This is a genomic window from Arthrobacter sp. YC-RL1, from assembly GCF_001454985.1.
In the GTDB taxonomy this organism is placed as follows: Bacteria; Actinomycetota; Actinomycetes; order Actinomycetales; family Micrococcaceae; genus Glutamicibacter; species Glutamicibacter soli.
This window is the reverse complement of the sequence record NZ_CP013297.1, coordinates 1,545,592-1,571,836: the sequence shown is the minus strand read 5'-3', so window position 1 is coordinate 1,571,836 and position 26,245 is coordinate 1,545,592. Positions and strand designations below refer to the sequence as shown.

Genomic DNA, 26,245 nt, shown 5'->3' with positions numbered 1-26,245 from the left:
TCGAGCGGGTCTCAGGACAAAGCGTCGAGCAGCCGGCCGCCGAGGTAGGTGACGTCTCCTGCTCCCACGGTCATGATCACGTCGCCGGGCTCGGCGTTTTCCACCACATGGGCCACCGCGGCCTCCGGCGCGAACACATGGGCCGGCACTTCGACGCGTTCGGCGATCAGCTCGCTGGCGACACCCTCGATGGGCTCCTCGCGGGCGGGATAGATCTCCAGCAGGGTCACCGTGTCCGCGAGCGAGAGCGCGCTGGCGAACTGGCGGTAGAACTCCTTGGTGCGGGAGAACAGGTGCGGCTGGAAGAGCACGTGCAGCTTGCCCTCCCCCGCCATCACGCGGCCGGCCTTCAGCGCGGCGGTGACTTCGGTGGGATGGTGGGCGTAGTCGTCGTACACCCGCACACCGTCGGCTTCGCCCTTGAACTCGAAGCGGCGGGCCGCGCCGGTGAAGCCGGCCAGGGCTTCGAGCGCGTCGTCCACGTCCACGCCGGCGTCGATGCCCACCGAGAGCGCCGCGGCGGCGTTGAGCAGGTTGTGCTGGCCGGGCACCGCGAGGTTCAGGATGTGCTCCTGTCCGCTGCCCCATTCGATGGTGGCGGCAAAGCGGCCGTTGTCCAGAGCGCGGGCATCGCTCAGCCGGCGGTCTGCATGATCGGAGAAACCGTAGGTCTGCACCCGCAGGTCGCTGCGGCTCTGGCGCATCTTGTGCGCGAGCTCGTTGGCGCCGGGATCGTCGGCGCAGCAGATCAGCAGCCCGTCCTCGGGCAGCAGCTGGGCGAAGTCGACGAAGGCCTGGTGCACTGCTTCGGCGGTGCCGTAGTGATCAAGGTGGTCCGCCTCGACGTTGGTCACGATGATGACGTCCGGGCGGTAGTTCAGGAACGATGCGTCGGATTCGTCGGCCTCGGCCACGAAGTAGCCTCCGTTGCCCAGTTCCGCGTTGGTACCCAGGCTCGGGATGTTGGCGCCCACCGCGAAGCTCGGCACGGCCCCGACGGACTTGAGCATGTGGGCGGTCAGCGAGGTGGTGGTGGTCTTGCCGTGGGTTCCGGCGATCGCCACGACGCGGTCATGGCCGCGCATGGTCGCTTCAAGCCCCTGGGAGCGGTGCAGGATGCGCAGTCCGCGGCGCACTGCCTCGTCGTATTCGGGATTGCCCGGCTTGATGATCGAGGAGATCACCACGGTGTCCGCGTCGCCCAGGTTCTCCGGCGCATAGCCGACATGAATGCGGGCCCCGCGTTCGCGCAACCCGTCCATCACCGGCAGGTCCTTGGCGTCGGATCCCGAGACGCTCAGCCCGTAGTCCAGCATGAGCCGGGCCACGGCCGAGACTCCGACACCGCCAACACCCATGAGGTGTACCTTGCCCAATTCGGCATTGAGCTCGTCGGCTCGCTTCGACATGTTCTAGCCTTCCTGTCCCGGCAGTGCCCGGGATGAAACTTCGGTGATGATCTTCCGTGCCATGATCTGCGCGGCGTCGCGCCGTCCCAGTGAGGAGGCGGCCTGCGACATCCCTTCCAGTTTATGCCGATCGCCCAGCAATGGGATGACATGCTCGGCGATGTAGCCGGCGGAGAAGTCCTTGTCCTCGACCAGCAGCGCGCCGCCGGCCTGGACCAGTTCGCGGGCGTTGAGCTTCTGCTCGCCGTTGCCGATCGGCAGCGGAACCAGCACCGAGGGGGTGCCTGCCACTTCGAGTTCGCAGACGGTTCCGGCGCCCGAGCGGCAGACCATCAGGTCCGCCGCGGCGTAGGCGTAGTCCATGCGGTCAACGTATTCGACCTGGGTATAGCCCTCGTGGGCCAGCAGCGCGCCGGAGTCGTCGGTGAGCTGCTTGCCGCGGCCGGTGATATGCACGGTGCGGATGCCGGCGGCGTTCAGCTGCTGGAGGGACTGGGCGACGGCGTTGTTCAGGCTCAGCGCGCCCGAGGAGCCGCCGGTGACCAGCAGCACCGGGCGGTCGTCGGTCAGCCCGAAGTGGGCCCGGGCCTCGTCGCGCAGCGCGGCGCGGTCCATGGTGGCCACGTTGGAGCGCATGGGCATGCCGACCTGTTCCTCGCCGGGCAGCCCGGTGCCGGCGAAGGTGGTGCCCACGGCGGCAGCGTGCTTGGCGCCGAGCTTGTTGGCCATGCCGGCCTTCGAGTTCGCTTCGTGCACGAAGATCGGGACACCGAGCTTCCTGGCGGCCAGGTAGGCCGGGGTGCAGACGTAGCCGCCAACTCCCAGCAGCGCCTGCGCGTTGCTCCGGCGCAGCACCGCCTTGGCCTGGTTCACTGCCTTGGCGAAGCGGAAGGGGAACTTCAGCACGTCGAGATTGATGCTGCGCGGCATCGGGGCCTTTGGAATCAGTTCCAGCGGGTAGCCGGCTTCGGGCACCAGCCGGGTTTCCAGTCCCCCGGGCGAGCCCAGCGCGGTGATCTGCGCGGCCGGGTTTTCGTCCTTGACCGCGTCGGCGATCGCCAGCATGGGCGAGATGTGCCCGGCCGTGCCGCCGCCGGCGACTACCAGTCGAATCGGTTCGCTCATGGTGCTGGTGTACTCCTTGGGTTGGTCGGCAGCGGGTGCCGTTGGTAATTCTGTGGTGCGCTCGGTGAGAACCGTCCGCGGGGGTGCCGGGCCCGGTCCGTGGGCTCAGCGCTTGGGCTTGGGTTTGGCCGCCGGCTTGGTGGAAGGAACGACGGAGACCACTTGGTCTTGCTTCTGCTGGCGGGCCGAGGAGAGCACGAAGCCCATGGCAAGCATGACCGCGAGCATCGCGGAACCGCCGGAGGAGATGAAAGGCAGCGGCACGCCGATGACCGGCAGCACGCCGGAAACGGTGCCCAGGTTCACGAAGGTCTGGCCGATGATCCAGGACATCAGGCAGCCCATGAGGACGCGGGTGTACAGGTCGGTGGCGCGCATGGCGATGCGGTACATGGCCAGGGCGAGGATGGCGAACAAGGCGAGCACGAAGATCACGCCGATGAAGCCGAACTCTTCACCGAGGATGGAGAAGATGAAGTCGTTCTGCGCTTCGGGTACGTAGGACCATTTCATGCGGGACTGGCCTGGGCCGACGCCGAACCAGCCGCCGGAGGCGAAGGCGTGCATACCCATGTTCGACTGGTAGCACTGGTCTCCGCTGCCGCAGTCGATGCCCAGCCATGCCTTGATGCGTCCGCGGCGGTTGGCCGAGGCCATGACCAGGACGGTCAGCAGCGCGAACCCTGCGGCGCCCAAGCCCAGCAGCCATTTCATGCGCAGGCCGCCCAGGAACATCGCGGTGGCCAGGATCATGATGAGCACCAGGGCGGTGCCCACGTCCTTGCCGAGCACCACAAGCAAAAGAATGATGGCGCCGACCGGTGCCAGGATCGGAATCATCAGGTGCTTCATGTCGCCCAGCAGGTGCTGCTTCTTCTCGAGCATGAAGGCGGAGAACACCGCCAAGGCGAGCTTGGCGAATTCGCTGGGCTGCAGGCCGAATCCACCGATCTTGATCCAGTTGCGGTTGCCGAGGACTTCATGTCCCAGCGGCGTGAACGCCACCAGGAACAGCAGCGCCATCGCGGCACCCACGGCGATCCACGCGAGGCGTTTGAGCTTGGAGGGGTGGATGAACTGCATGACCAGCATGCAGACGATGCCGACTCCTGCGAACATCGCCTGGGACAGGGCCACGGTGAAACCGTTGCGTCCGGCCGCGATTGCTTCGACGGAGGCGGAGGACTGCACCATGATGACGCCGAACACCGACAGGAAGATCGAGGTCACCAGCACCAGCCAGTAGTCGGTCGAGGCCAGGCGTGCGCTGGCCTTCTCGACTCCGCTGAAGATCCCGCCCTGCGGGCGCAGGCCGGGCTTCTTGCCGGAGGCGGCGGTCTTCCCGGTTTCGGCCTTGGCGCCCTGCGGCTGCTTGCGCTCCTTGGTCACCACCAATGCCCCCGTCTGTTGTTGCTTTCCGGCACTGGCCGGGTTCTCTTGCGTGCTGTTAGTCGTCGGAATTCTGATCCGTGGAACCACTATCCATCAGATCACTGACCGCGCTGATAAAGGCGTTGCCACGCTGGGCGTAGGAACTGAACTGGTCCATGGACGCGGCGGCCGGTGCCATCAGCACCGTGTCCCCCGCCTGGGCAAGTTTCCCTGCGGTGTGCACGGCGCGGGCCATGACCTGGGCGCCGCTGGGCAGGGTGCCGGTTTCATCGTGCACCGCGGCGGTGATGTCGATGACCTCGACCTTCGGCGCGTGCTCGGCCAGCGCTTCGCGCAGCCCCTGGATGTCGGTGCCGATCAGCAGCACGGTGCGCAGCCGGGCCGCGTGCTTGGCCACCAGCTCGTGGTAGTCCACGCCCTTGGACAGGCCGCCGGCAATCCAGACGACCTTGGTGAAGGCCGCCAGGGAGGCGTCGGCCGCGTGCGGGTTGGTGGCCTTGGAGTCGTTGATCCACAGGATGTCGTCGCGGCGGGCGACAGCCTGGATTCGGTGGGCGCCGGCGTCGAAGCCGCTCAGGCCGCGGTGCACGGCTTCCGGCTGAACGCCGAAGGCGCGGGTCAGCGCGGCGGCGGCCGCTGCGTTCGCAGCGGTGTGGCGCGGGACGATCTCGCCGATGTCCTTCAACGCGATCAGTTCCACCGCATTGGTGCGGCGGTCCTCGATGAATGCGCGGTCCACCAGCAGGTCCTCGACCACTCCGACCATGGACACCGACGGGGTGTTGGTGGTGAAGCCGATGGCGCGGCAGCCCTCGATGACCTCTGCGTTCTCCACCATGTCGAGGGTGACCTCGTCGGCGACGTTGAAGATCGCGGCAATCTGCGTGCGCTCGTAGATCTTGGCCTTGTCGGCCTTGTAGTTCTCGAACCCATCATGCCAGTCCACGTGGTCCTCGGCGATGTTCAGCACCACGGAAGCGACCGGGGAAATGCTGTGGGTGTAGTGCAGCTGGAAGCTGGACAGCTCCACGGCGAACACGTCGTAGTCCACCGGCTCGCGCACGGCGTCCAGGATCGGGGTGCCGACGTTGCCCACGGCGATGGCCTTCAGGCCAGCGGCCTGCAGGATCGCTTCGGTCATGCCCACGGTGGTGGTCTTGCCGTTGGTGCCGGTGATGGCCAGCCACTTCGGCGCCGTGCGCCCCGCGCGGTTCTGCACGCGCCAAGCCAGCTCGATGTCGCTCCAGACCGGGATGCCTGCCTCGGTGGCTTCGGCGATGACCGGGTGGCGCGGGTTCCAGCCTGGCGAGGCGAGCACCAGCTGCGGCTGCTGGTCCTGCACCTGCGGCAGGTGCGTGACGTGCTCGGCGCCCAGCAGCACCTGGTGCGCGCCGACGATCATCAGGGTTTCCCCGCGCTGCTGGTTCAGCTCGTCGTCGCGGCCGTCCAGGACGGTGACGACGGCTCCGAGCTCGATTAGCGTGTCGGCGGCGGAGAAGCCAGACAGGCCCAGGCCCGCCACGAGAACGCGCAGGCCTTTCCAGTTCGAATCCCAGCTTGTCAGTTCGGCCAGTGCGGCATTGGCGTTTGCGCTCACAGTGCGACAACCCATTCAGAGTAGAAGATGCCCAGACCTGCGGCCACGAACAGGCCTGCCAGGATCCAGAAGCGGATGACGACGTTTTCCTCGGACCAACCCGACAGCTCGAAGTGGTGCTGCAGCGGGGCCATCTTGAACACGCGCTTGCCGCCGGAGATCTTGAAGTAGCCCACCTGGATGATCACGGACAGCGAGATGATGACGAACAGGCCGGCGATGATGACCAGCAGCAACTGGGTGCGGGAGAGGATCGCGAAGGCCGCGACGGCGCCGCCGATGGCCAGCGAGCCGGTGTCGCCCATGAAGATCTTGGCCGGCTTGGCGTTGAACCACAGGAAGCCGATCAGCGCGCCGGAGAGGATGGCGCCGAGCATGGCCAGGTCCTGCGGGTCGCGCACCGAATAGCACACGTCCAGCGCGTTCGCGTTGCTGCAGGCCTGGTTCTGCTGCCAGATGCCCATCAGCGTGTAGGCGCCGAAGACCATGATGGAGGCGCCGGTGGCCAGGCCGTCCAGGCCGTCGGTGAGGTTCACGCCGTTGGTGGTGCCGGTGACGATGAAGTTGGCCCAGAGGACGAACAGGATCAGGCCGACCATCGGTCCGGCGAAGGCCAAGTCGATGTTGGTGTCGCGCAGGAAGGAGATCGCGGTGGAGCCAGGGGTCAGCCCCTGGTCATTGGGGAACTGCAGCGCCAGCACGGCGAAGCTGATGCCCACCACTGCCTGCAGCACGATCTTCTGCCAGGCGCGCAGGCCCAGCGAACGCTTCTTGAAGATCTTGATGAAGTCGTCCAGGAAGCCGACCAGGCCCATGCCGCCGAAGAGCAGCAGCACCAGCAGGCCGCTGGCCGTGATGCCCGCGCTGGCCCGGCCCATCATGCCCAGGATGGCGTGGGTCAGGAAGTAGGCGATGAAGACCGCCAGCACGAAGACCACGCCGCCCATGGTGGGCGTTCCGGACTTCACCGCGTGGGACATCGGCCCGTCGTCGCGGACCACCTGTCCGTACTGCTTCTTCGTGAGCAGCTTGATGTACAGCGGCATGAACACCACGGTCAGCAGCAGGGCGATGCCCGCTCCTACGATTAATGCGATCATGCGTTCTCGCCTTCCTTCACGAATGCTGCGATGTCATCACCCAGATGGCGCAGGCCGGCGCCGTTGGAGGACTTGAACAGGACGATGTCCCCCGGCTCCAGCTGCTCCTGCAGCAGGGTGCGGGCTTCGTCCACGTTCTCTACGAAAAACGCCTCGTCGCCCCAGCTGCCTTCCAGCACCGCGGAGTTGTAGGCCGCCTTCGCGCCGCGGCCGACGACCACGAGCTTCTTGATGTTCATCCGCACCGCCAGGCGGCCCAGCAGGTCGTGCTGGTGGATTGACTCGTCGCCCAGCTCCAGCATTTCACCGAGCACCGCCCAGGTGCGCCGCCCCGGAGTCTCGCCGCTGGGCAGGCCCAGCTCGGCCAGGGTCACCAGTGCGGCGCGCATGGATTCGGGATTCGCGTTGTAGGCGTCGTTGATGATGCTCACGCCGTCGGCGCGCTCGACGCGCTCCATGCGCCAGCGGCTTCCTGCCTTCCGACCGTTGAGCACGCGGGCAATCAGCGCGGGATCGATGTCCAGGGCGTAGGCGGCGTTGGCAGCTGCCAGGATGTTCGCCACGTGGTGGCGGCCGAGCAGGCCGGAGGTGATGCGCTGGGAGTAGCCGTCGGGGAACTGCAGGGTCATTTCGGGCTGGCCCTGGGAGTTGACCTCCACGTCGGCGCCCCAGACCCCGGCGCCCTCCACCGGCTTGCTCCCGGTGCCGAAGAAGCGGACCGCTCCCCCGGAGCGCGAGGCCATGCGCGCCACGCGCGGGTCCTCGGCGTTCAGGATGGCGATGCCGTCGGCGTCCAGCGCCTCGACCAGCTCGCCCTTGGCCTTCTCGATGTTCTCCACGCCGCCGAATTCGCCGGCGTGCGCGGTGCCCACGCAGAGCACCACGCCGATCTTCGGGTGGACCATGTCGGTCAGGTAGGTCAGGTGACCGATACCGGTGGCACCCATCTCGATCACGAAGTACTTGGTGTCCTCGGTGGCATTGAAGACGGTCAGCGGCACGCCGACCTCGCCGTTGTAGGAGCCGATTGGCGAGACGGTCGGCGCGACCTCGGAGAGGATGGCCGCCAGCAGGTCCTTGGTGGTGGTCTTGCCGGCCGAGCCGGTGATGCCCACAACCACCGCATCGTTCTTCTGCTTCAGGTAGGCGACGATGTGGGCCGCGATCTTGCCCATGGCTTCCACGGCATCCGGGACGATGACCGCCGGGTGCTCGCGGCGCTGCTCGTCGAGCGTGACACGCTCGGCCAGCGCCAGTACGGCCCCGGAGGACAGCGCGGCGTCGATGAAGGCGTGGCCGTCGGAGAACTCTCCGGGCTTGGCGACAAAAAGCGAGCCTGGTACGACGTCGCGGGAATCGGTGGTCGCCGAGGTCACCACGGTGCCGGGGGCGACGGTATTCGTCGCTTTCCCTCCGGTGATGCTCAGCAGGTCGGTCAAAGACAGTTCAATCATGGCAATAAGGACTTTACACTCGGGCGATGACGTTGGTGGACTTGGGCGTGCTAGGGAATGGTCACAAAACCATGAAGTTTCAGGGCATTGGCCAGTTCCACTCGATCGTCAAGTTCGACGTCCATTCCCGCGACGTCTTGGCTGACTTCGTGCCCGCGGCCTGCCACGAGGATCGCGTCGTTGGCTCCCGCCAAACTCACAGCAAACTCCACGGCTTGGGCGCGTGGCGCGATGTTGTGCAGCTGCACCTCGGGGCGTTCGGCCTCGATGGCGCGGGCGGCGCCGGCGGCCACCTGCTCGCGGATCGGGGCCGGGTCTTCCCCGTGCGGGTCGTCGTCGGTGACGATCACGATATCCGCGTGGCGTACCGCCACCGCGCCCATGTCCGGGCGCTTGGTGGTGTCGCGGTCGCCGGTAGCACCGAAGACGATGATGCGCCGTCCCCCGGGGCCCGGGCGCACCGAGTCCAGGGCCTTGGCCAGCGCGTCCGAATTGTGCGCGAAGTCAACCACTGCCACCGGCGACTCGCCGACCACCTGCATGCGTCCGGGCACCGCGACCGACAGCGGGTCGCTGGCGTCCAGCGCCTGCTGCAGCGCGTGAAGCGGCACCCCGCTGGCCAGCACCATCAGCGCCGCCAGCGCCGCGTTGGCCACGTTGAACATGCCAGGCAGCCCGGTGCGGGTGCTTAGGGTGCGTCCGTCGCGGTGGGTGATGTTGAAGCTGTGGCCCAGGCCCGAGTGCTGCAGGTTCTCCACACGCCAGTCGGCGCCCGGGTGACCGGCATCCAGGCTCAGCGATTCCGTGGGGACCAGCGCGCGGTCGGCCAGCTGCTGGCCGTACGCGTCGTCGACCATCACCACGGCGCGTTGGCTTCGCTCGGGGGTGAACAGCTGGGCCTTGGTCTCGAAGTACTCCTGCATGGTCCCGTGCAGGTCCAGGTGGTCCTGGGTGAGGTTGGTGTAGCCGGCGACCGCGAAGGACAGGGCGTCCACCCGACCGTAGCTCAGCGAGTGGCTGGAGACCTCCATGGCCACCGCGTCGACCTGCTGCTCGGCCATGCTGGCCAGCACCCCGTGCAGCTGGGTGGATTCCGGGGTGGTGAGCACGCTGGGAATGATCTGCCCACGCGCGGACATCTCGATGGTGCCGACCAGACCGGTCTCCGTGCCCAGGGCCTCCAGGATGGAGCGGATCATGAAGGTGGTGGTGGTCTTGCCGTTGGTGCCGGTTACGCCGAACAGCTGCGGGCAGCGGGTGGCGGTGCCGTAGATGCGCTGGGCCGCGGCGGCGGCGACGGCCCGCACGTTCTCCACGGTCGCCACCGGCAGCTGAAAGTCCGCCGGCAGATGGGCCAGGCCCTGGGCGTCGGTGATCAGTGCAAGTGCCCCGTTGGCCACCGCGGTGGCGGCGAACTCCGCCCCATGGCGGCGCGCGCCGGAGATCGCCAGGAAGACATCCCCGGGCTGCACCACCTGCGGGTTCAGGCTGACCCCGCGAACCAAGGGGTTCGCCGCCGGGTTCAGCGAACCGCGCACGGCGCCGAGCGCCGCGCACAGTTCCTCGAAGCTGGTTTCCGCAACTGACTGCGGACGCAAATGACGTTCCAGCGCGCGCGGCGTGCCGGGTTCCTGGACTACCAAGGTTTCTTTTGTTCCTCACCTACAAAGACGTCGTACGCCTCTGAATCGCTTGTGCTCGGTGGCACGTTGTACGTATTCAACGTATGGCTCATCACTTCGGTGAACGTGTCCGCCACCGTGAAGTTGCGCCAATTGCCCTGCGGCCGGTACATCGTGGCTACGACCACGTACTGCGGGTCGTCCAGCGGGGCGACGCCGGCGAAGGAGTACGTGTAACCGTCATAGCCCTTCGCGCTGGCGGCCTGGCCGGTTCCGGACTTACCGCCAACGCGGTAGCCCGGTATCTTCATTTTAGTACCGGTTCCCGACTCAACGACCGATTCCATGAGTTTGAGCATCTCGGATGATGTTGATTCCTTCACAACCCGGGTTTCCTTGCGCTCGGCCGGTTCGGAGATCGAGCCGTCCTCGTTGCGGTACCCGTCGATCAGGCTGGGCTGGATGCGCACGCCGCCGTTGGCCAACGTCTGGAAGATGGATGCGGTGTGCAGGGCGGTCTGCGAGTAGCCCTGCCCGAACATCGTGGTGTACTGCTGGCGGCGGTCCCAGGTTTCCGGGGCGGCCAGCTGTCCGGCGCTGGCGCCGTTCAGTCCGACGTCGATCGGGGTTCCCAGGCCGAAGGCACGCATGTAGTCGTAGCGGGTCTGCTTGCTGACCTGATTGCCCACCATCACCGTGCCGGTGTTGTAGGAGCGGGCGAAGATGCCAGCCGCCGTCATGTCGTAGGTGGCGTGCGGCAGCGAGTCGTTGATGGTCTCCTTGGTGAACGTCTTCTTGTTCGGGACCTTGAACTCGTCCAGGGGCTTGACCTTGCCCTGGTCGATGGCCGCGGCGAAGATCGCCGCCTTGCCCGTGGAGCCCGGCTCGAAGGCGCGGGTGATGGAGACCGAGCGGCGGAATTCAGGTTCGGTGGCGCCCGGGTTGTTGGGGTCCAGCTCTGCCGAGTCGCCGATGGCCAGCAGCTTGCCGGTCTTGACCTCCTGCACGATGACGGTGGCCCACTCGGCGTTGAACTGCTTCTGCTTGGCTTCCGCGGCGCGCTGGGCCACGTACTGGATGTCGTTGTCGATGCTCAGCAGCACGTCCTGGCCGTTGACTGCGGGGGTCTCTTCCAGTTCGGTGGTCGGGATGCGCACGCCGTCGGCACTGACCTCGAACTTGCGTTTGCCGGCGGTGCCGGCGAGATGGTCTTCCTGGCTCAGTTCAAGGCCTTCGGCGCCGACGACGCCCTTCTGGTCCTCGGAGTTCCGTACGAAGCCCAGCAGCGGGCCGGCGATGACGCCCTGCGGGTACTGGCGTTCGCTGCGCAGCACCGAGTTCAGTCGCGGAATGCCGATTTCCATAACCTCGTTGCGAACCTCGGGGGTGACGCTCTTGGCGATCATGACGTAGCCCTTGGGCTTTGCGCCGTCCTGCGGGCGGATGGCCTTGGTCAGCTCGTCGACATCCTGGTCGAGCACCTCGGCCAGTTCCTTGATTGCTTGTTCCCAGGAAATCCGCTCGCGGGAGTTGGAGCCGTCGCGCGCCTTGCGCCGGATGGTGTCCTTCTGGTCCCGCTGGTCGACAACCAGGTCGTAGCGGTCCACCGACACGGCGAGGACGTTGCCGTTCTTGTCCAGGATGGATCCGCGGGTGGGCGCGATGGTCTCCACGCGGTTGCGCGTATCGGCCGCTTCCTTGGCCGCCGCCGCGGGGTTGATGCCCTGCACCCAGAAGAGTCGACCGGCGATGATGACCAGCAGCAGGATGGACAGCAGCAAGACGAAGCGCATGCGTTTCTTCGCGGTATCAGCGACAGTCGAACTCACGGTGAACCCAACTTTCCTTCATCGTGGATTGGTGACAGCCAACTTGCCGCCCTGTGTTCAAGCTTAGGAAGCGAACCTTAGTCTGTCGGGGATTTCATGGTCGGCGCCGGTATCGTGCCGCCGTTGAGCTCGCCCTCGGTGAATACGGGGCGTCCGTCGTCCCCGACCTTGCGTTCGACCGTCTCCGGCTTGGTCTCTGCTGCCGCGGCCTTCTCAGGCTTTTCGGAAGTCTGCTTGCCAACCGTGGTTTCGGGCGTCGTGGACTTCGCTTTCTCTTCAGCGGCCTTGGCCTTCTTGGTGCCGTTGATGCTTTCGCCCGGTAGCGGCAGAGTGTCGTAATTCGTCGCGTTCTTGTCGCCCTTGACCGCTTCTTCAGCTGGCTGGGTGATCTTTCCCTCAGAGAGGTCAATCAGTCCGGGCGCACCCGGGGCGACGAGTCCGAGGTCGGAAGCCTTGCGAGCCAGTGCCTGCGGTGCCGAGAGCGACTGGGCGTCCTTGAGCAACGCCTGGTTTTCCTGGGAGAGGGCGCGTTCCTGATTGCGCAGGGAAACGATGTCGTACTGGCGCTGGGCCACCGAGGTGTTCATCAGGACCAGGGCCACGATGACCGCGACGAATAACATGACCATGACCACCGAGGTGACGACCATGGATCGCTTGTTCGTCTCGTTGATCCGTGGGACCAAGGAAAGAGTCACGCGCTGAGGCGTGTCAGCAAACTTGAGATCGCTAGCGGAAACGGGCTCGGGGCGCACGGCGCGGGCAGCACTGCCGTCAACAACTGGTTGGGCCGTCATGGCTGCGTTCTTTTGCACTCGGCGCTGGGCTCGTTGGCTCATACTAGCTCCTCTTCAGAACTCGTTCCACGGCCCGCAGGCGGGCTGAGGCGGCACGTGAATTTTCTGCAATTTCAGCTTCGCTGGGCTTTTCGGTTCCCTTGGTGAGAACCTTGAACTCAGCTTTGTGTTCCTCCAGCTCAACCGGGAATCCCGGAGGGGCCGAGGAGGTCGATCCCTGGACGAAGTGTCGTTTGGTGATCTTGTCTTCCAGCGAGTGGTAGCTCATGACCACCACTCGGCCTCCGATGTTCAGTGCGCCCATGGCGGCCGGGATGGCTCGCTCCAGGACGTCCAGTTCTTCGTTCACGGCGATGCGCAGTGCCTGGAAGGTTCGCTTGGCCGGATGCCCGTGGTTGCGGGCCGCCGCGGCGGGAACAACGGATCGAATGACGTCCACCAGCTGGGCGGTGGTGGTGATCCGTGCCTTGGCCCGGGCTTCGACAATCGCAGTGGAGATCCTGCCGGCGAATTTCTCTTCGCCCCATTGGCGGATGATCCGCAGCAGTTCCTCGCGTTCAAGGTCGTTGACCAGATCTTCAGCGGTAGGTCCGGCCGAGGTATCCATACGCATGTCCAGCGGAGCATCATAGGAGTAGGCGAACCCCCGTTCACGCTCATCTAGCTGGAGGGAGGAGACGCCGAGGTCGAACAGCACGCCGTCGACGCCGGGGAAACCGAGATCGGCTACAACGTCGGCGATCTCGTCGTAGACCGCGTGGACGAGGTCGATGCGGTCCTCGAAGGGACGCAGACGGGCCCCGGCAAGCTCGTGGGCTTGCTCGTCGCGGTCCAGGCCGATCAGGTGGAGATTCTCGAACCGCTGGAGGATGGCCTCCGAATGGCCGCCCATGCCCAGGGTGCAGTCGACGACGATTGCCCGACGTCCCTCTGCGTTGGCTCGTTCAATACCCGGAGCCAGCAGATTGACGCAACGATCCAGAAGTACCGGAACATGTCGTTCTGATGCTGGTCGCTGGGAATCCTGATTCGTCACTGCGCCCCCTTTCGCGTTCAAATCGGTGCTGAGATCAGATCCCCCTCCAACCGTTGACGGCGAGACATTCTGGCTCCGGGGAAGTGAAGCCAGAAGATTTCGCCTTCAAGGTGGCTGGAGATCTCATCCCAGCTGCTTGGTTGACCTGAGTGGCCGCCCCTGATCGGACGACTAATCCTCGTCGGTCTCGGAAAACACTTCTTCCTGTTCCTGCAGGTACTGCTGCCACGCTGCGGAATCCCAGATCTCGATGCGGTTACCCGCACCAATCACCGTTACCTCGCGGTCGAGACCGCCATAGGTGCGAAGCACCTGCGGGATTGTGACTCGCCCCTGCTTGTCGGGAACTTCATCAGACGCACCGGAAAGGAACACGCGGGCATAGTCCCTGGCCTTGCGGGATGTCAGCGAAGCCTGAGCAAGTTGCTCATGTTGCTTCTCGAACTCTCGTTGGCTGAAGACGTAGATGCAGCGTTCCTGTCCCCGGGTCAAGACCAGCCCATAAGCTAACTCGTCACGGTATTTGGCAGGCAGAATCAGGCGCCCCTTTTCGTCGAGTCGCGGCGTGTAAGTTCCAAGGAACATGCACACCGCCTTTCTCCGCGAAGTGGTCAGAATCCCCGATTCCCTCTACTGCACTCCACTTTACTCCACAACCCTCCACTGTCAACGCACCTACCTGGGTTTGCCGAAGGTTTAGACATAAAAAATAGCGTATTTCCGCGTGTTTAAAGGAGAAAATGCAGTGGAGGCTCCAGGGGCAGCTGTGGACCGAAAAGTGCGGAAGAATCCCTATAAGGCGCGAAAATGCACGTGTTTTCGGGATTTGGGCCCTCAGTGGTGGAAGGTGGAGGGGCTTGGGGAGGGAAGTGGAGTCGGTGGTTCGACAACCGGAAATGGTTCCCTAGGAAATTGCCGAGAATCGCAATCCCGGCCATGTCGGCGGCGAGGCACCGCGCAGGACCTTCCGGCCGCCCAAAGCGCCATCATGCCGCACGGCCTGTGGAATGGCCCAAAAGACAATTTAAAAAACAAAGAGGTGCAACCCTCGGGTTACACCTCTAAATGCGATCAGCTCTAGCCGTCAGACTGGTCCCGCTTGCGCTGGTTCCACTTTTCTTCGAGTCCACTCATGAACTGAGAATTGTTCTTGGCATTGGATCCTGCGCGGGGCTTGGCGCCCTGGCCGATTTTTCCTGCTGCCGACTTCTTCAACGCCAACATGACTCCACCGAACATCACCGCGAATCCGATGACACCAACAACGATGATCTGCTGGGAGATACCGAAAATCAAACCGGCCAGCCCGAGAATGACCAAGAGGATACCCAGCGCGATGTTGCGGGTTGAAAGCCGCCCCGTGCTTGATGGGGCTTTCATGTTGGAGGCAAAGCGACGGTCTTCGTGCAGCTGCTTTTCCAACTGCTCCAACAGACGCTGCTCGTGTTCCGATAGCGGCATCGCCTTCTCCTTCCAATGACTTTCAGACGATCATGCACCGTCTACAGGTTCAACGCCTCATGCTCGGGAAAAGTTCCCAGTCATAATTCGAACCCACTTCTAGGATAGTCTCTTTTGACGTCGCCCTGCTAGTTGATCTTAACCACTGTTAACTTAGGCATTGGTAGGCAAAACATGCTCTTTACTCCTTGGGTCGCAGAAAACGCGCCGGACCGGTGGAGGACGTCGGGAATTTCTGGCTGATCAGGTCGGCGATCCGCTCGGCCTCCCGTGTTTTTTCGTCTCTGGGATCCAGGCTCAGCTGAATCCCCTGTGCCGAGTCTTCAAGCCGTTCGGCTCTGACCCCAAGCAGCCTGATGGGCTGGGCCAGCGGCCACAGGTTGCGGAACAGGCTAATCGCTTCGGAACTGATCATCGAAGATGAATCTGTTGCGGCGGCGAGGGTCTTGGACCTGTTGATCCCACTGAAATCCTGGTACTTCAACTTGATTCCCACGCCGCGAGCCACTTTGTCTTGGGCGCGCAACCGCTGGCCGACCCGGTGCCCGAGCCTCAGCAGTTCGCGCTCCAGTACGTCCTTGTCCCGGATATCCGTGGAAAATGTATGTTCGGCGGAAAGGCTCTTCTCCTCCCGCACGGGTTGCACCGGGCGGTTATCTATGCCCCGGGACAGCAAATACAGAGCCCGGCCATGCTCCCCGAATTTCTGTACGAGCCGAGATTCAGGTTCGGCCGCGAGCTGGGCCACGGTGTCGATGCCCAGCGAGTGGAGCTGGTCTGCCGTTCGTTTGCCCACTCCCCACATCTTGGTGACCGGAAGCTGATGCAGGAATTCCAGGGTGCGTTCCGGCGCGACGACCGTCATCCCGTTCGGCTTGGCATACGTCGAAGCCAACTTGGCCACGAACTTGTTGCGGGCGATGCCAACGCTGGAAGGCAGGCCGAATTCGCTCTGGATGTGCTCTCGAATCCGCCGGCCGATGGCAACCGGCCCTCCGAGCATCCTCATGCTCCCGGTAACGTCGAGGAATGCCTCATCGACGCTGACCTGTTCCACCACCGGGGTCACGGTGTGCAGGTAAGCCATGATCCGTTCGGAAATGGCGTTGTACTTGCCGGGGACCGGCTCGACAATGTTTGCTTCGGGCATCAGCGCAATCGCCTGGCTCATCGGCATGGCCGAATGAACTCCCCTGGCCCGGCAGTCGTAGGAGGCCGACAGGACCACACTGCGCCCACCCGGGAATCCGACGATCACTGGCTCGCCGAGAAGTTCGGGATGGTCGATAAGTTCCACCGAGACGAAAAAGGCATCCATGTCCACGTGCAGGATCGCGCGATGCTCTTTGTCATTCATGACAGCTATATTAGTGCGCGCTTCCGACAGTGCGCTGGCGGCCGAACACCCCGGAACTGCATTTGCACTTGCCCATGGCATCCGGGAAATATCCTCCCGGATTCCCGGTAGAGTTGATCCTAGCCATCTGCCCCTTCACGCGGAGAATTGATTTTGCATGTCGTTGCCTGAAACCGTCTCGGCCTTTGAGCCTGAAGTCCAGGAGCTGAGCCGGAGCTATACGGACGCCGTTGCCGCAAAGCTTGAGGACTTCCTTTCCGACAAGAATGATGAAGTCTCGTCAATTACCACCAGCGCAACTGAAATCGTCAACGCGATTCGGGATCTGACACGGGGCGGCAAGCGGCTCCGTCCGCTATTCGCCTACTGGGGATTCCTGGGCGCAGGCGGCGCCAGGGATTCTGCAGAGGTCATCCAGCTGGGCGCCGCGCTGGAGCTTTTCCAAGCCGCGGCGTTGATCCACGACGACATCATCGACAATTCGGATACCCGCCGCGGGCGTCCGAGTGTGCACAAGCACTTTGAAGCGCAGCACAAGTCGCTGGGCTTGTCCGGCAGCGCCGCGAACTACGGCATGGCCAGCGCCATCCTGACCGGCGATTTGTGCCTTTCGTTGAGTGAAGAGCTTTTCGCGGCGATTCCAAGCGTTGACGCCGCTACGCGCACCATCTTCAATCGCATGCGGACCCAGGTCATGGCCGGGCAGTATCTCGACGTACTCGAAGAGTCGGCCGGCCCCGCCTACGATCCGGCCGAAGCCGTGAAGCGCGCCCGGACCATCGTCCGCTACAAGTCGGCCAAGTACTCCACCGAGAATCCGATTCTGCTCGGCGGTGCGCTCGCCCGCGCGAACGTTGAGCTGCTCGATAGCTACAGCGCGTTCGCACTGCCCTTGGGCGAGGCGTTCCAGCTTCGAGACGACGTGCTGGGAGTCTTCGGCGATCCCGAGATCACCGGCAAGCCGGCCGGGGACGACCTGCGTGAAGGCAAGCGGACCGAACTCATCGCCCACGCACTGCTGCTGACGTCCCCTGAGGAACAGGACTTCATCCAGAACAGGCTCGGCGCCCTGGACTTGTCCGACGCTGAAGTGCACAAGCTCAGTACTATCCTGCAGGGCAGCGGTGCGTTGCAGGAGACCGAACGCAGCATCAGCGAACTAACTGTCCAGTCCTTGCAGGCTCTGGGAGAAATCCAGACCCACGACCTCGCGCTGGCCGGCATGAAGTTCCTCAGCGATGCAGTCACCAAACGCAGTAGCTAGCCCTGCGGAACATCACCGATAGATAACAATAGGTCTCGACTTTCCTTCCAAATAAAGGAATGTCGAGACCTATTCTTTATACAAAGCTTCGTGTATCTACCAAGCCAATGCTTGCGCGCGACGGCGAATCTCGGTCTTGCGGCCCGAGCGCAGCGCGTTCATCGGGGTGCCCGGAAGCGACTCGTCCTCGGTGAAGAGCCACTTGACGCTCTCTTCATCGGAGTAGCCCGAGTCCTTCAACACCGACAAGGTACCCTTGAGGCTCTCGACAACCGCGCCATCCTGAACGAATTCCGCAGGAACCGAACGAACCTTGCGCTCGCCGATGCGTAGAGCCACGATCGTACGCTCATCAAGCATGCGATGCACGCGGCGAATATCAATGTCTAGTTCTTCGGCCAGATCGGGCAGGGTCAGCCACTGGCCAACAAGTTCTTGAATGTCATTCACCCCTTAAGGTTCCCATAAATTGCGATTCACCGCAGAAACTTTGTTCAAACCAGTCACAGCTGTTTCCATGCGTCACACAAGTAGTGTAAATTTTCATGTATCACTTTGATAACAATTGCAACACAAACAACTCCTGAAGCAGCCGGTTCAGGTGCACTTGTGACTGTTCGCGATTATCGCAACCGTACAAATGAGGAATGACTCTATGCCCCACAAAGCGACCCATGTCTCCACGCATGCGCTAGGTGTTGTCGCAGGTGCAGCGATCCCCGCTGCTGTCATCGGCAGCCTCGCCTTGGCCCCGGCTGCGTACGCAGCGCCAGCAGTATCGGTAAACACCCCAGGCTCGGCCGCGAAGTCGGTAACACCCGAAAACATCAAGATCGCTGAAGATCAGATCAAGGCACACCTGATTGCTTCCCGCGTGCCTTCCCTGGGCCTGCCTGCCAAGGCCAGCACCAAGGAAATCAAGATCCCGGCAGGCGCCAGCTTGTCCAGCTTGGCGGTGGAGTACAAGACCACCGTTTCCAAGCTGAAAGACCTGAACGACCTCAAGAGCGACTTCATCGTCGCTGGCAAGACCTTGAAGGTGCCAGGCCACGGTTCCTCGTCGTCGAAGTCCTCGAAGTCTTCGAACACATCCGCAACCAGCAGCTACACCGTAAAGTCCGGCGACACGCTCAGCGCGATCGCGGCCAAGCACAAGATGAGCCTGTCCGACCTGCTGAAGAAAAACGACATCTCCTCCAGCACGAGGATCTTCCCGGGCGACAAGGTCAAGGTCGATGGCGGATCAGCCGAAAGCTCCAGCAAGCGGTCATCGTCGAGCAAGTCCTCGTCGACCAGTTCCGGCTCGGCCAGCTACACTGTGAAGGCCGGAGACACCCTCGGCGGCATTGCCATCAAGCACAACATGAGCCTCTCGGCTCTGCTGAGCAAGAACGGCATCTCGGCCAGCAAGCCGATCTTCCCGGGCGACAAGCTCACCATCAACGGCTCGGCCAACTCCTCCAGCTCCTCGGGCAAGTCCTCGTCTTCCTCGAAGCCTTCCGGCGGAGCGAGCTACACCGTGAAGTCGGGCGACACCCTCAGCGGCATCGCGTCCAAGAACGGCATGAAGCTGGGCACCCTGTTGAGCCTGAACGGCATTTCGGCTTCCAAGCCGATCTTCCCGGGCGACAAGATCAAGGTCTCGGGCAGCGCTTCGTCGTCCTCTTCGTCCTCCTCGTCGTCCAAGCCTTCGGGCGGATCGTCCAAGGCTTCGAGCTACGCGGTGAAGTCCGGCGACACCCTCGGCGGCATTGCGGCCAAGCACGGAATGAAGCTGTCAGACCTGCTGGACAAGAACCCGCAGCTGAGCACCTCGACCCCGCTGCAGATCGGGACCAAGGTCAAGGTCAGCGGCTCCTCGGTGTCCTCGACCTCCACCGGTGGATCCAAGAAGAAGATTGGCAACACCTTCCTCGGCCGCACCTATGCCGACCACGTGGTCAGCAGCGCGAACGAGAACAAGGACTACCTGGACTCGATCTCGGTGCCGAGCCGCAGCGAGATGCAAAGCATTATCGTGTCCACCGCCAACCGCATGGGCGTTGACCCGGCGCTGGCGCTGGCGCACTCCATGCAGGAGTCGGGATTCAACATGCGTGCGGTCTCCCCCGCCAACGCCCTGGGCGCCATGCAGGTGATCCCGAGCACCGGCGAGTGGATGTCCTCCCGCCTGGGCAAGAAGCTGAACCTGCTCAACCCGCAGGACAACGTGACCGCAGGTGTTGCAGTCATCCGCTACAACCTCGACAACACCGACAACCTGGACGATGCCATCGCCGCGTACTACCAGGGCCTCGGCGGCGTGAAGAAGTACGGCATGTACGACGACACCAAGCGCTACGTGGCCAGCGTAAAGTCGTTGATGAAGCAGTACCGCTAAATACTGCGCAAGGGGCGGCCCGGAGAAGTTTCCACTTCTCCGGGCCGCCCCTTGCATTGCGCCCGGCGTGCGCGCACCAGCTGGCCGTTTCGCGGTCTTGCGACGCTAGGCCCGCCGATCCAGGGTCAGCGGCATTTCGATGACTACCCGCGTTCCCCCCTCGTCACCGGGCAGCCAGCGGATTTCCCCAGACAGCTCGCTGGTCACCAGGGTGCGCACGATCTGCAGGCCGAGACCTTCACGGCGCTCCCCTTCCGGCAGCCCGTGGCCGTCGTCCTCGATGGTCACCCTGAGCCAGTCCTTGGAGTCGGTGCCGAGATAGCGTTCGGCGATCAGTGCCACCTGTCCGTCGCGGTTGGCCAAGCCGTGCTCCACGGCATTGGTCACCAGTTCATTAATCACCAACGACAGCGGGGTGGCCAAGTCGGCGTCGAGCATGCCGAACTCCCCTTCGCGGCACGTGGAGATCTTCTGCCCCGGCGAAGCGATTTCAACGATCAGGCGGAACTGGCGGTCCATCAGGTCGTCAAACTTCACGGTTTCGTTCAGTCCCTTGGACAGGAAGTCGTGGACCGAAGCAATCGTGGATACCCGGCGCATGGCCTGTTCCAGACCCTGCTTGCCTTCGTCCGAGCTCATGCGCCGCGACTGCATGCGCAACAGCGCCGCCACGGTCTGCAGGTTGTTCTTCACCCGGTGGTGGATCTCGCGAATGGTCGCGTCCTTGGTCACCAGCTCCTTTTCACGCCGGCGCAGTTCCGAGACGTCCCGGCACAGGACCAGTGCGCCCCAGCGCTTGGATTCATCGCGCAGCGGGATAGCGCGCAGGGAGAGGGTGACGCCGCGGTACTCGACTTCAGTGCGCCACGGCATCTTGCCCTGGAGGACCAATGGGAGGGTTTCATCGACCACACGGCGGTCGCGAACCAGCGCCATGGTCAGGTCGGCCAGCGGCTGGCCCTGCAGCACGTCGGCGGCGCCGAGGCGGCGGAAAGCTGAGACCGCGTTGGGGCTGGCGAATTCCACCGTCCCTTCCACACTCAAGCGGATGAAGCCGTCGCCCACGCGGGGCGCACCGCGGCGCGAGCCGGTGGGGCTGGCGAAGTCGGGCCACAGCCCCTTGGTGCCCATGGCCAGCAAGTCGTCTGCGCTTTGCCGGTAGACGAGCTCCAAGTTCGAGGGGGTGCGCGACTGGTTGCGGTCGAAGTGCGAGGTGATCACCGCGACGGTCCGGTTCTGGCGAACCAGCGGGACAGCCTGAACGGTGGTCAGTCCAGGAATCAAATCGGCGCCGGGATGCTCGGCCGAACGCTGGATGGTTCGGCTGTCCCAGGCGCGGTCCACCATGATGCGCAGATCCTTGCGGATGCGCTCACCGACGAAGTCGGTGTGGAAGGTCGTGTGCGAGGTGGACGGGCGCACATGCGCCAAGGCGACATAGGATCCATCGCCGGTGGGGAACCAGAGCACCAGGTCTGCGAACGCGAGGTCCGCGACCAGCTGCCAATCCCCCACCAGCAGGTGGAGCCAGTCCTCATCACCGGGGCCGAGGTCGGCTTTTCGACGTAGATCTTCGGTGATGAGGGCCATTAGGGGTGATTACCTCCGGACGATGGAACGCAGCAGGCGAAGGGCCACGGACAGCGATGCCATGTCATCGCGTTCCAGGCTGTTCACTTCAGCGAACATTGCCTTCGCACGATCCAGATTAGCCGCGTTTGCCTCTTCCCACGCCGCAACACGCTCTGCCACGTCGGTGATCTGGCCCGAGGATTCCAGAACGTCGTTGGTCAGGTCGATGATCGTGCTGTACAGGTCGTCTCGCATGGCCGCGCGGGCCAGCGCCTGCCAGCGGTCGGATCGCGGCAGGTTGGTGATGCGGTTCAGCAGCGTGTCGACATTGAACAGGTTGTAGAGCATGAAGTAGGTCTGCGAGACCTTCTCCACGTCCTCCTGGGTGCGGTGCACCAGATCCGCCACGTCCAGCAGCGCGAAGGATTCGAACTGCGAGGCCCACATGCTGGCGCGGCGTTCGCCGATGCCGTTGGCCAACGCATCCGCATGCCACTGCTGGAAACGTTCCTGGTCGTCGCCGCGCAGCAGCTGCGGCAGCTCTTCGCGCAGCTGGGTCACGATCGACTCGTAGCGCTCCACCGCCTGGCCGACCAGCAGTTCCTGGTCGACGCGGTTGATGAACCAGCGGGTGGCCCGGTCCAGCAGGCGGCGCATGTCGTGGTGCTGGCGTCCCCAGTAGTCCACGTCGGTGCCGGCAGGCTGGGAGTTGATCGCGTCGAATTGAGCGTCGAAGCGGTAGACCTCGCGCAGGGCGCAGAAGACCTTGGCGATGTGCACTTCGCTGGCGCTGGTTTCCTCCATCGCGCGGAACACATAGGTGATGCCGCCGATGTTCACCATGTCGTTGGCGATCACCGTGGCGATGATCTCCTTGCGCAGCGGATGGGACTGCAGCTGGTCTCCGAATCGCTCCACCAGGTGCTCCGGGAAGTACCGGCGCATGGTCTGCGCGAAGTATGGGTCATCGGCCAGGTCGGATTCGGACAAGGCGTGGGCCAGCTGGATCTTCGCGTAGGCGGCCAGCACCGACAGCTCCGGTGCGGTCATGACGCCGCCGGCGGCACGGCGCGCTTCCAGCTCCTCGGAGCTGGGCAGGAACTCCAGTTCCCGGTTCAGGTCCGCGTGCACCTCGAGCCACTGCATCAGACGCTCGTAGGCCGGAGCCCAGGTCTGCGCGGCATGCTTTTCGTTCAGCAGCAGCACGTTCTGGTTGAAGTTGGTCTGCAACACCAGGTCGCCCACGTTGTCGGTCATCGACAGCAGGAATTCCTTGCGCTCGGCTGGATCGATGTTGCCGGCCTTGATCTGGCGGTCAACGAAGATCTTGATGTTCACCTCGCGGTCGGAGGTGTCCACGCCGGCCGAGTTGTCAATGGCGTCGGTGTTCAGGATGACCCCGTTCAGCGCCGCCTCGATGCGGCCCAGCTGGGTCATGCCCAAGTTGCCGCCTTCGCCGACGACCTTCACCCGCAGATCCGCACCGTCCACGCGGATCGAGTCGTTGGCGCGGTCGCCGACCTGGCCGTGGCTCTCCGCGGAGGACTTCACGTAGGTGCCGATGCCGCCGTTGTACAGCAGGTCGACCGGGGCCGAAAGGATGGCCTTAAGCAGCTCGTTCGGCGACATGGCCGTGACCGAGGCGTCCAGACCCAGGACCTCGCGGACCTCCGGGCTGACCGGCACCGACTTCAAGCTGCGCGAGTAGACGCCGCCGCCGGCGGAGATCAGCTCGCGGTTGTAGTCCGCCCAGCTGGAACGCGGCAGGTGGTAGAGGCGCTCGCGCTCCTCGAAGGCTGCTTCCGGGTTCGGGGTCGGGTCCAGAAAGATGTCTCGGTGGTCGAATGCGGCGACCAGCTTGATCGTCTTGGTGCGTCGCAGGCCGTTGCCGAACACGTCACCGGACATGTCGCCCACGCCCACCGCGGTGAACTCCTGGGTCTGGGTGTCGATGCCCAGCTCGAAGAAGTGGCGCTTGACCGATTCCCAGGCGCCGCGGGCGGTGATGCCCATGCCCTTGTGGTCGTAGCCTACCGAGCCGCCGGACGCGAAGGCGTCGCCCAGCCAGTGGCCCTTTTCCTCGGAGATCTCGTTCGCGGTGTCGGAGAAGCTCGCGGTTCCCTTGTCGGCGGCGACCACCAGGTAGGTATCGTCCCCGTCTCGGCGCACCACGTTCGGCGGGGCCACGACGTGCTCGCCGTTCTCGTCGGACACCAGGTTGTCGGTCAGCTCCAGCAGGGTGCGGATGAAAACGCGGTACGCGCCCTTGCCTTCCTCCATCCAGGCGCCGCGGTCAACGGCCGGGTTGGGCAGCTGCTTGGCGTAGAAGCCGCCCTTCGCGCCGGTCGGCACGATCACGGAGTTCTTCACCATCTGCGCCTTGACCAGCCCCAGCACCTCGGTGCGGAAATCCTCTCGGCGATCCGACCAGCGCAGGCCGCCGCGGGCGACGGCGCCGAAGCGGAAGTGGGTTCCTTCAACACGCGGCGAGTAGACCCACAGCTCGTGCTTCGGACGCGGGAACGGAGCGAAGTCGATTTCCTCCGGAGCCAGCTTGAAGGCCAGCGCCTGCTGGTTCTCGGCGTAGTAATTGGTGCGCTTGGTGGCCTCGATGACCTTGACGAAACGGCGCAGCAGGGTGTCGGCGTCCAGCGTCGGCACGGCCTCCAGGGCTTCGGTGATCTTCTCATGGGCGGAGGCGCGCAGCGCCTGCGACTGCTCGGCGCTCAGCTTCGGGTCGAAGGTGGCGTGGAACAGTTCCACGATGCCGTGGGTGACTGCGGCGTTGCTGACCAAGGCGTTGGCGATGAAGCCGGTCGAGTTCGGCACACCCAGCTGCAGCAGGTAGTGGGCGTAGCCGCGCAGCATCGCGACTTCCTGCCAGTCCAGGCCTTCGCGCAGCACCAGGGCGTTGAGGCTGTCGGATTCGGCGTCGTTGCGGACCACCGCGGCGTAGGCGGCGGCCAGCTTGTCCTGGATGGCGGAGAAGTCGACGGACTCGTCGACCTTCAGGCCCATGTCGTAGATGAAGCGCTGGCCGATGCCCTCCGGGTTCAGCTCGTACGGGCGCTCGTCAACGACGTCCAGGCCGAGGTCCTGCAGCACCGGCAGGATGCGCGAAAGCAGCAGCGGGCGGTCGACGTAGATCTTCATGCGCTTGGTGACCAGCGCGTCTTCGTCGTCGGTCTTCGGGTCGTAGAAGGAGACGACCGGGCCGGCGGCGGCAGCAGGCTCCTGCAGCTCGGCGAGCAGCTCGATGTCGTTCAGCGCGTCGTCGATTTCGAACTGGACCTTGTAGGAGGCGGGGAAGGCCTCGGCCCAGGTGTTGGACAGCTGGTTGGCCACGCCGGCTTCCAGGCTGTCGCGGGCGGCGTCGACGATGGCGTCGGACCAGGAGCGCACTGCCATGGCGATGCGGTTCTCCAGGGCCTTGCGGTCGACGACCGGGACCAGGCCGTGGCGCTGCAGGCGCAGGCGGTAGAACAGGCGCACCAGCGCGCCGGAACCCAGCTGGGCCTCGTATTCCACGGAGTCGGCGTTGAAGGAGGTCTGCAGTTCATGCTCCACGCGGTGGCGGACCATGGTGGAGAAGCGGTCGCGCGGAATGTAGACCATGGCGGTGACGAAGCGGCCGTAGTCGTCGGTGCGGATGAATACCGAGGTGCGGCGGCGCTCCTGCAGGCGCAGGATGCCCAGGGCGGTGGAGGTCAGGTCTTCCACGGAGATTTGGAACATCTCATCGCGCGGGTAGGTCTCCAGGATGGTGGTGATGTCCTTGCCCGAATGCGAGTTGCGGGCGAATCCGGTATTCTTCAGCACGGCCTTGACCTTTTCGCGCACGACCGGGACGGACTTCACGCTGGAGGTGTACATGCTGGAGGAGAACAGGCCGATAAAGCGGCGTTCGCCGTTGACCTCGCCGTTGGCGTCGAAGCTCTTGACGCCCACGTAGTCCAGGTAGACGCCGCGGTGCACGGTCGAGCGGGCATTGGCCTTGGTGACGATCAGCGCGCGCTTGTCGCGGGCGGTGATGCGGCCTCGCTTGGTCAGGTGCTGCGGGCCCTGGTTTTCCAGTTCGCGCATCAGGCCCAGGCCGGTGCCGGGGCGGGCCACCAGGACGTCTTCGCCGTTCACGGTGTCCAGGTCGTATTCGCGGTAGCCCAGGAAGGTGAACTTGTCGTCAGCCATCCAGTTCAGCAGCTCCACGGCTTGCTCCAGCTCGGCGATCTGGCCGGCGTTGGTGGTCTGCGGCAGGCTCTCGGCGATGGCCTTGGCCTGGTCCAGCATGGCCGGCCAGTCCTTCACGGCGACGCGCACGTCACCCAGGACGTGGTAGAGGTCGGTGATGATGGCTTCGGCCTGCTCGTCGCTCAGCTCGCGGGCAAGCTCCACCGAGATCCACGATTCGATCTTGGTCAGCGAGTCGGAGGAGACCAATGTGCTCAAATCCGACAGCGCAGCGGTGTCGCCGCTGGCCATGTGCTGGGTGCCGGTGTGGCGTAGGTTCTGGATCTGGCCGTTGGCGCGGTCGCGGGAAACCACGAAGGTCGGGTGGACCACAAGCTGGATGGGTGCTTCTCGTTTGACGAGCGCCGCGGTGACCGAGTCCACCAGGAACGGCATGTCGTCGGTGACGATGTTGACCACCGAGATGCCCGCATTGCGGGTGATGGCGACGTTGGCGTGATCAGCTTCGCGCTGATAGCCGATTTCCAGATGGGCGGCAACACGCGATTCGAGTTCGTTGGGCCTGTAGGCCGCAACATCCTCTTTCGCGATCTGGCCGTAGTACTCGCTCACCAGGGTTGGGGTGAGAGTCTCCTCCATGAATGATTCAGTCATGCTGGAAT

At 64.2% G+C, this 26,245-nt stretch carries 18 protein-coding genes; 2 read left to right on the top strand and 16 right to left on the bottom strand.

The annotated features are described in order from the left end of the window. Positions 1-11: 11 nt before the first annotated feature. The 13 genes from murC to dinB form a co-directional block, all read right to left on the bottom strand. Positions 12-1,409: a UDP-N-acetylmuramate--L-alanine ligase gene (murC, locus tag ATC04_RS07355; protein WP_047119486.1), complete on the bottom strand. Its 1,398-nt coding sequence runs from the start codon at positions 1,407-1,409 to the stop codon at positions 12-14. A 3-nt stretch (positions 1,410-1,412) separates the two neighbouring features. Then, positions 1,413-2,534, bottom strand: a complete 1,122-nt coding sequence (gene murG / locus ATC04_RS07350; protein ID WP_047119487.1) for an undecaprenyldiphospho-muramoylpentapeptide beta-N-acetylglucosaminyltransferase — start codon at positions 2,532-2,534, stop codon at positions 1,413-1,415. Between the two features lie 105 nt (positions 2,535-2,639). Next, a complete protein-coding gene (gene ftsW, locus ATC04_RS07345) occupies positions 2,640-3,926 on the bottom strand; it encodes a putative lipid II flippase FtsW (RefSeq protein ID WP_231735933.1) in 1,287 nt (428 codons plus the stop codon). 55 nt (positions 3,927-3,981) lie between these two features. Then, positions 3,982-5,538 carry a UDP-N-acetylmuramoyl-L-alanine--D-glutamate ligase gene (murD, locus tag ATC04_RS07340; RefSeq protein ID WP_047119489.1) on the bottom strand — a complete coding sequence of 519 codons (1,557 nt, stop codon included), beginning with the start codon at positions 5,536-5,538 and terminating at the stop codon, positions 3,982-3,984. After that, complete coding sequence (mraY, locus tag ATC04_RS07335; protein ID WP_047119490.1) at positions 5,520-6,623, bottom strand: phospho-N-acetylmuramoyl-pentapeptide-transferase; 1,104 nt, start codon at positions 6,621-6,623, stop codon at positions 5,520-5,522. The genes murD and mraY overlap by 19 nt, the downstream gene beginning before the upstream one ends. Beyond that, complete coding sequence (murF, locus tag ATC04_RS07330; RefSeq protein ID WP_047119491.1) at positions 6,620-8,077, bottom strand: UDP-N-acetylmuramoyl-tripeptide--D-alanyl-D-alanine ligase; 1,458 nt, start codon at positions 8,075-8,077, stop codon at positions 6,620-6,622. The genes mraY and murF overlap by 4 nt, the downstream gene beginning before the upstream one ends. Before the next feature lie 50 nt (positions 8,078-8,127). After that, on the bottom strand, positions 8,128-9,720 hold the full coding sequence (locus tag ATC04_RS07325; RefSeq protein ID WP_047119492.1) for a UDP-N-acetylmuramoyl-L-alanyl-D-glutamate--2,6-diaminopimelate ligase: 1,593 nt from the start codon (positions 9,718-9,720) through the stop codon (positions 8,128-8,130). Beyond that, on the bottom strand, positions 9,714-11,528 hold the full coding sequence (locus ATC04_RS07320; protein WP_047119493.1) for a penicillin-binding protein 2: 1,815 nt from the start codon (positions 11,526-11,528) through the stop codon (positions 9,714-9,716). The genes ATC04_RS07325 and ATC04_RS07320 overlap by 7 nt, the downstream gene beginning before the upstream one ends. A gap of 77 nt (positions 11,529-11,605) precedes the next feature. After that, positions 11,606-12,226: a hypothetical protein gene (locus tag ATC04_RS07315; RefSeq protein ID WP_152666856.1), complete on the bottom strand. Its 621-nt coding sequence runs from the start codon at positions 12,224-12,226 to the stop codon at positions 11,606-11,608. A gap of 142 nt (positions 12,227-12,368) precedes the next feature. Then, entirely contained in the window at positions 12,369-13,361 is a 993-nt protein-coding gene (rsmH, locus tag ATC04_RS07310) for a 16S rRNA (cytosine(1402)-N(4))-methyltransferase RsmH (protein WP_047119494.1), read from the bottom strand. Positions 13,362-13,532: 171 nt separating this feature from the next. After that, positions 13,533-13,946 (bottom strand): division/cell wall cluster transcriptional repressor MraZ, encoded by a 414-nt coding sequence (gene mraZ, locus ATC04_RS07305; RefSeq protein ID WP_047119495.1) that lies wholly within the window; start codon positions 13,944-13,946, stop codon positions 13,533-13,535. A 492-nt stretch (positions 13,947-14,438) separates the two neighbouring features. Further along, on the bottom strand, positions 14,439-14,822 hold the full coding sequence (locus tag ATC04_RS07300) for a DUF3040 domain-containing protein (RefSeq protein ID WP_047119496.1): 384 nt from the start codon (positions 14,820-14,822) through the stop codon (positions 14,439-14,441). A gap of 181 nt (positions 14,823-15,003) precedes the next feature. Further along, positions 15,004-16,179: a DNA polymerase IV gene (gene dinB, locus ATC04_RS07295; RefSeq protein WP_047119497.1), complete on the bottom strand. Its 1,176-nt coding sequence runs from the start codon at positions 16,177-16,179 to the stop codon at positions 15,004-15,006. A 157-nt stretch (positions 16,180-16,336) separates the two neighbouring features. Between dinB and ATC04_RS07290 the strand changes: the two genes are divergently transcribed. Then, positions 16,337-17,443: a polyprenyl synthetase family protein gene (locus ATC04_RS07290; RefSeq protein ID WP_082123924.1), complete on the top strand. Its 1,107-nt coding sequence runs from the start codon at positions 16,337-16,339 to the stop codon at positions 17,441-17,443. Positions 17,444-17,539: 96 nt separating this feature from the next. Here the strand turns inward: ATC04_RS07290 and ATC04_RS07285 are convergent, their stop codons facing one another. Further along, positions 17,540-17,893, bottom strand: a complete 354-nt coding sequence (locus ATC04_RS07285) for an Rv2175c family DNA-binding protein (RefSeq protein ID WP_047119498.1) — start codon at positions 17,891-17,893, stop codon at positions 17,540-17,542. 205 nt (positions 17,894-18,098) lie between these two features. Here ATC04_RS07285 and ATC04_RS07280 point away from each other — a divergent pair, with 205 nt between their 5' ends. Beyond that, a complete protein-coding gene (locus ATC04_RS07280; protein WP_052772406.1) occupies positions 18,099-19,823 on the top strand; it encodes a lytic transglycosylase domain-containing protein in 1,725 nt (574 codons plus the stop codon). Between the two features lie 105 nt (positions 19,824-19,928). Here ATC04_RS07280 and ATC04_RS07275 read toward each other — a convergent pair whose 3' ends face one another. Further along, on the bottom strand, positions 19,929-21,413 hold the full coding sequence (locus ATC04_RS07275) for a PAS domain-containing sensor histidine kinase (protein WP_047119499.1): 1,485 nt from the start codon (positions 21,411-21,413) through the stop codon (positions 19,929-19,931). Positions 21,414-21,422: 9 nt separating this feature from the next. After that, a complete protein-coding gene (locus ATC04_RS07270; RefSeq protein ID WP_047120795.1) occupies positions 21,423-26,237 on the bottom strand; it encodes an NAD-glutamate dehydrogenase in 4,815 nt (1,604 codons plus the stop codon). Between the last annotated feature and the right edge of the window lie 8 nt (positions 26,238-26,245).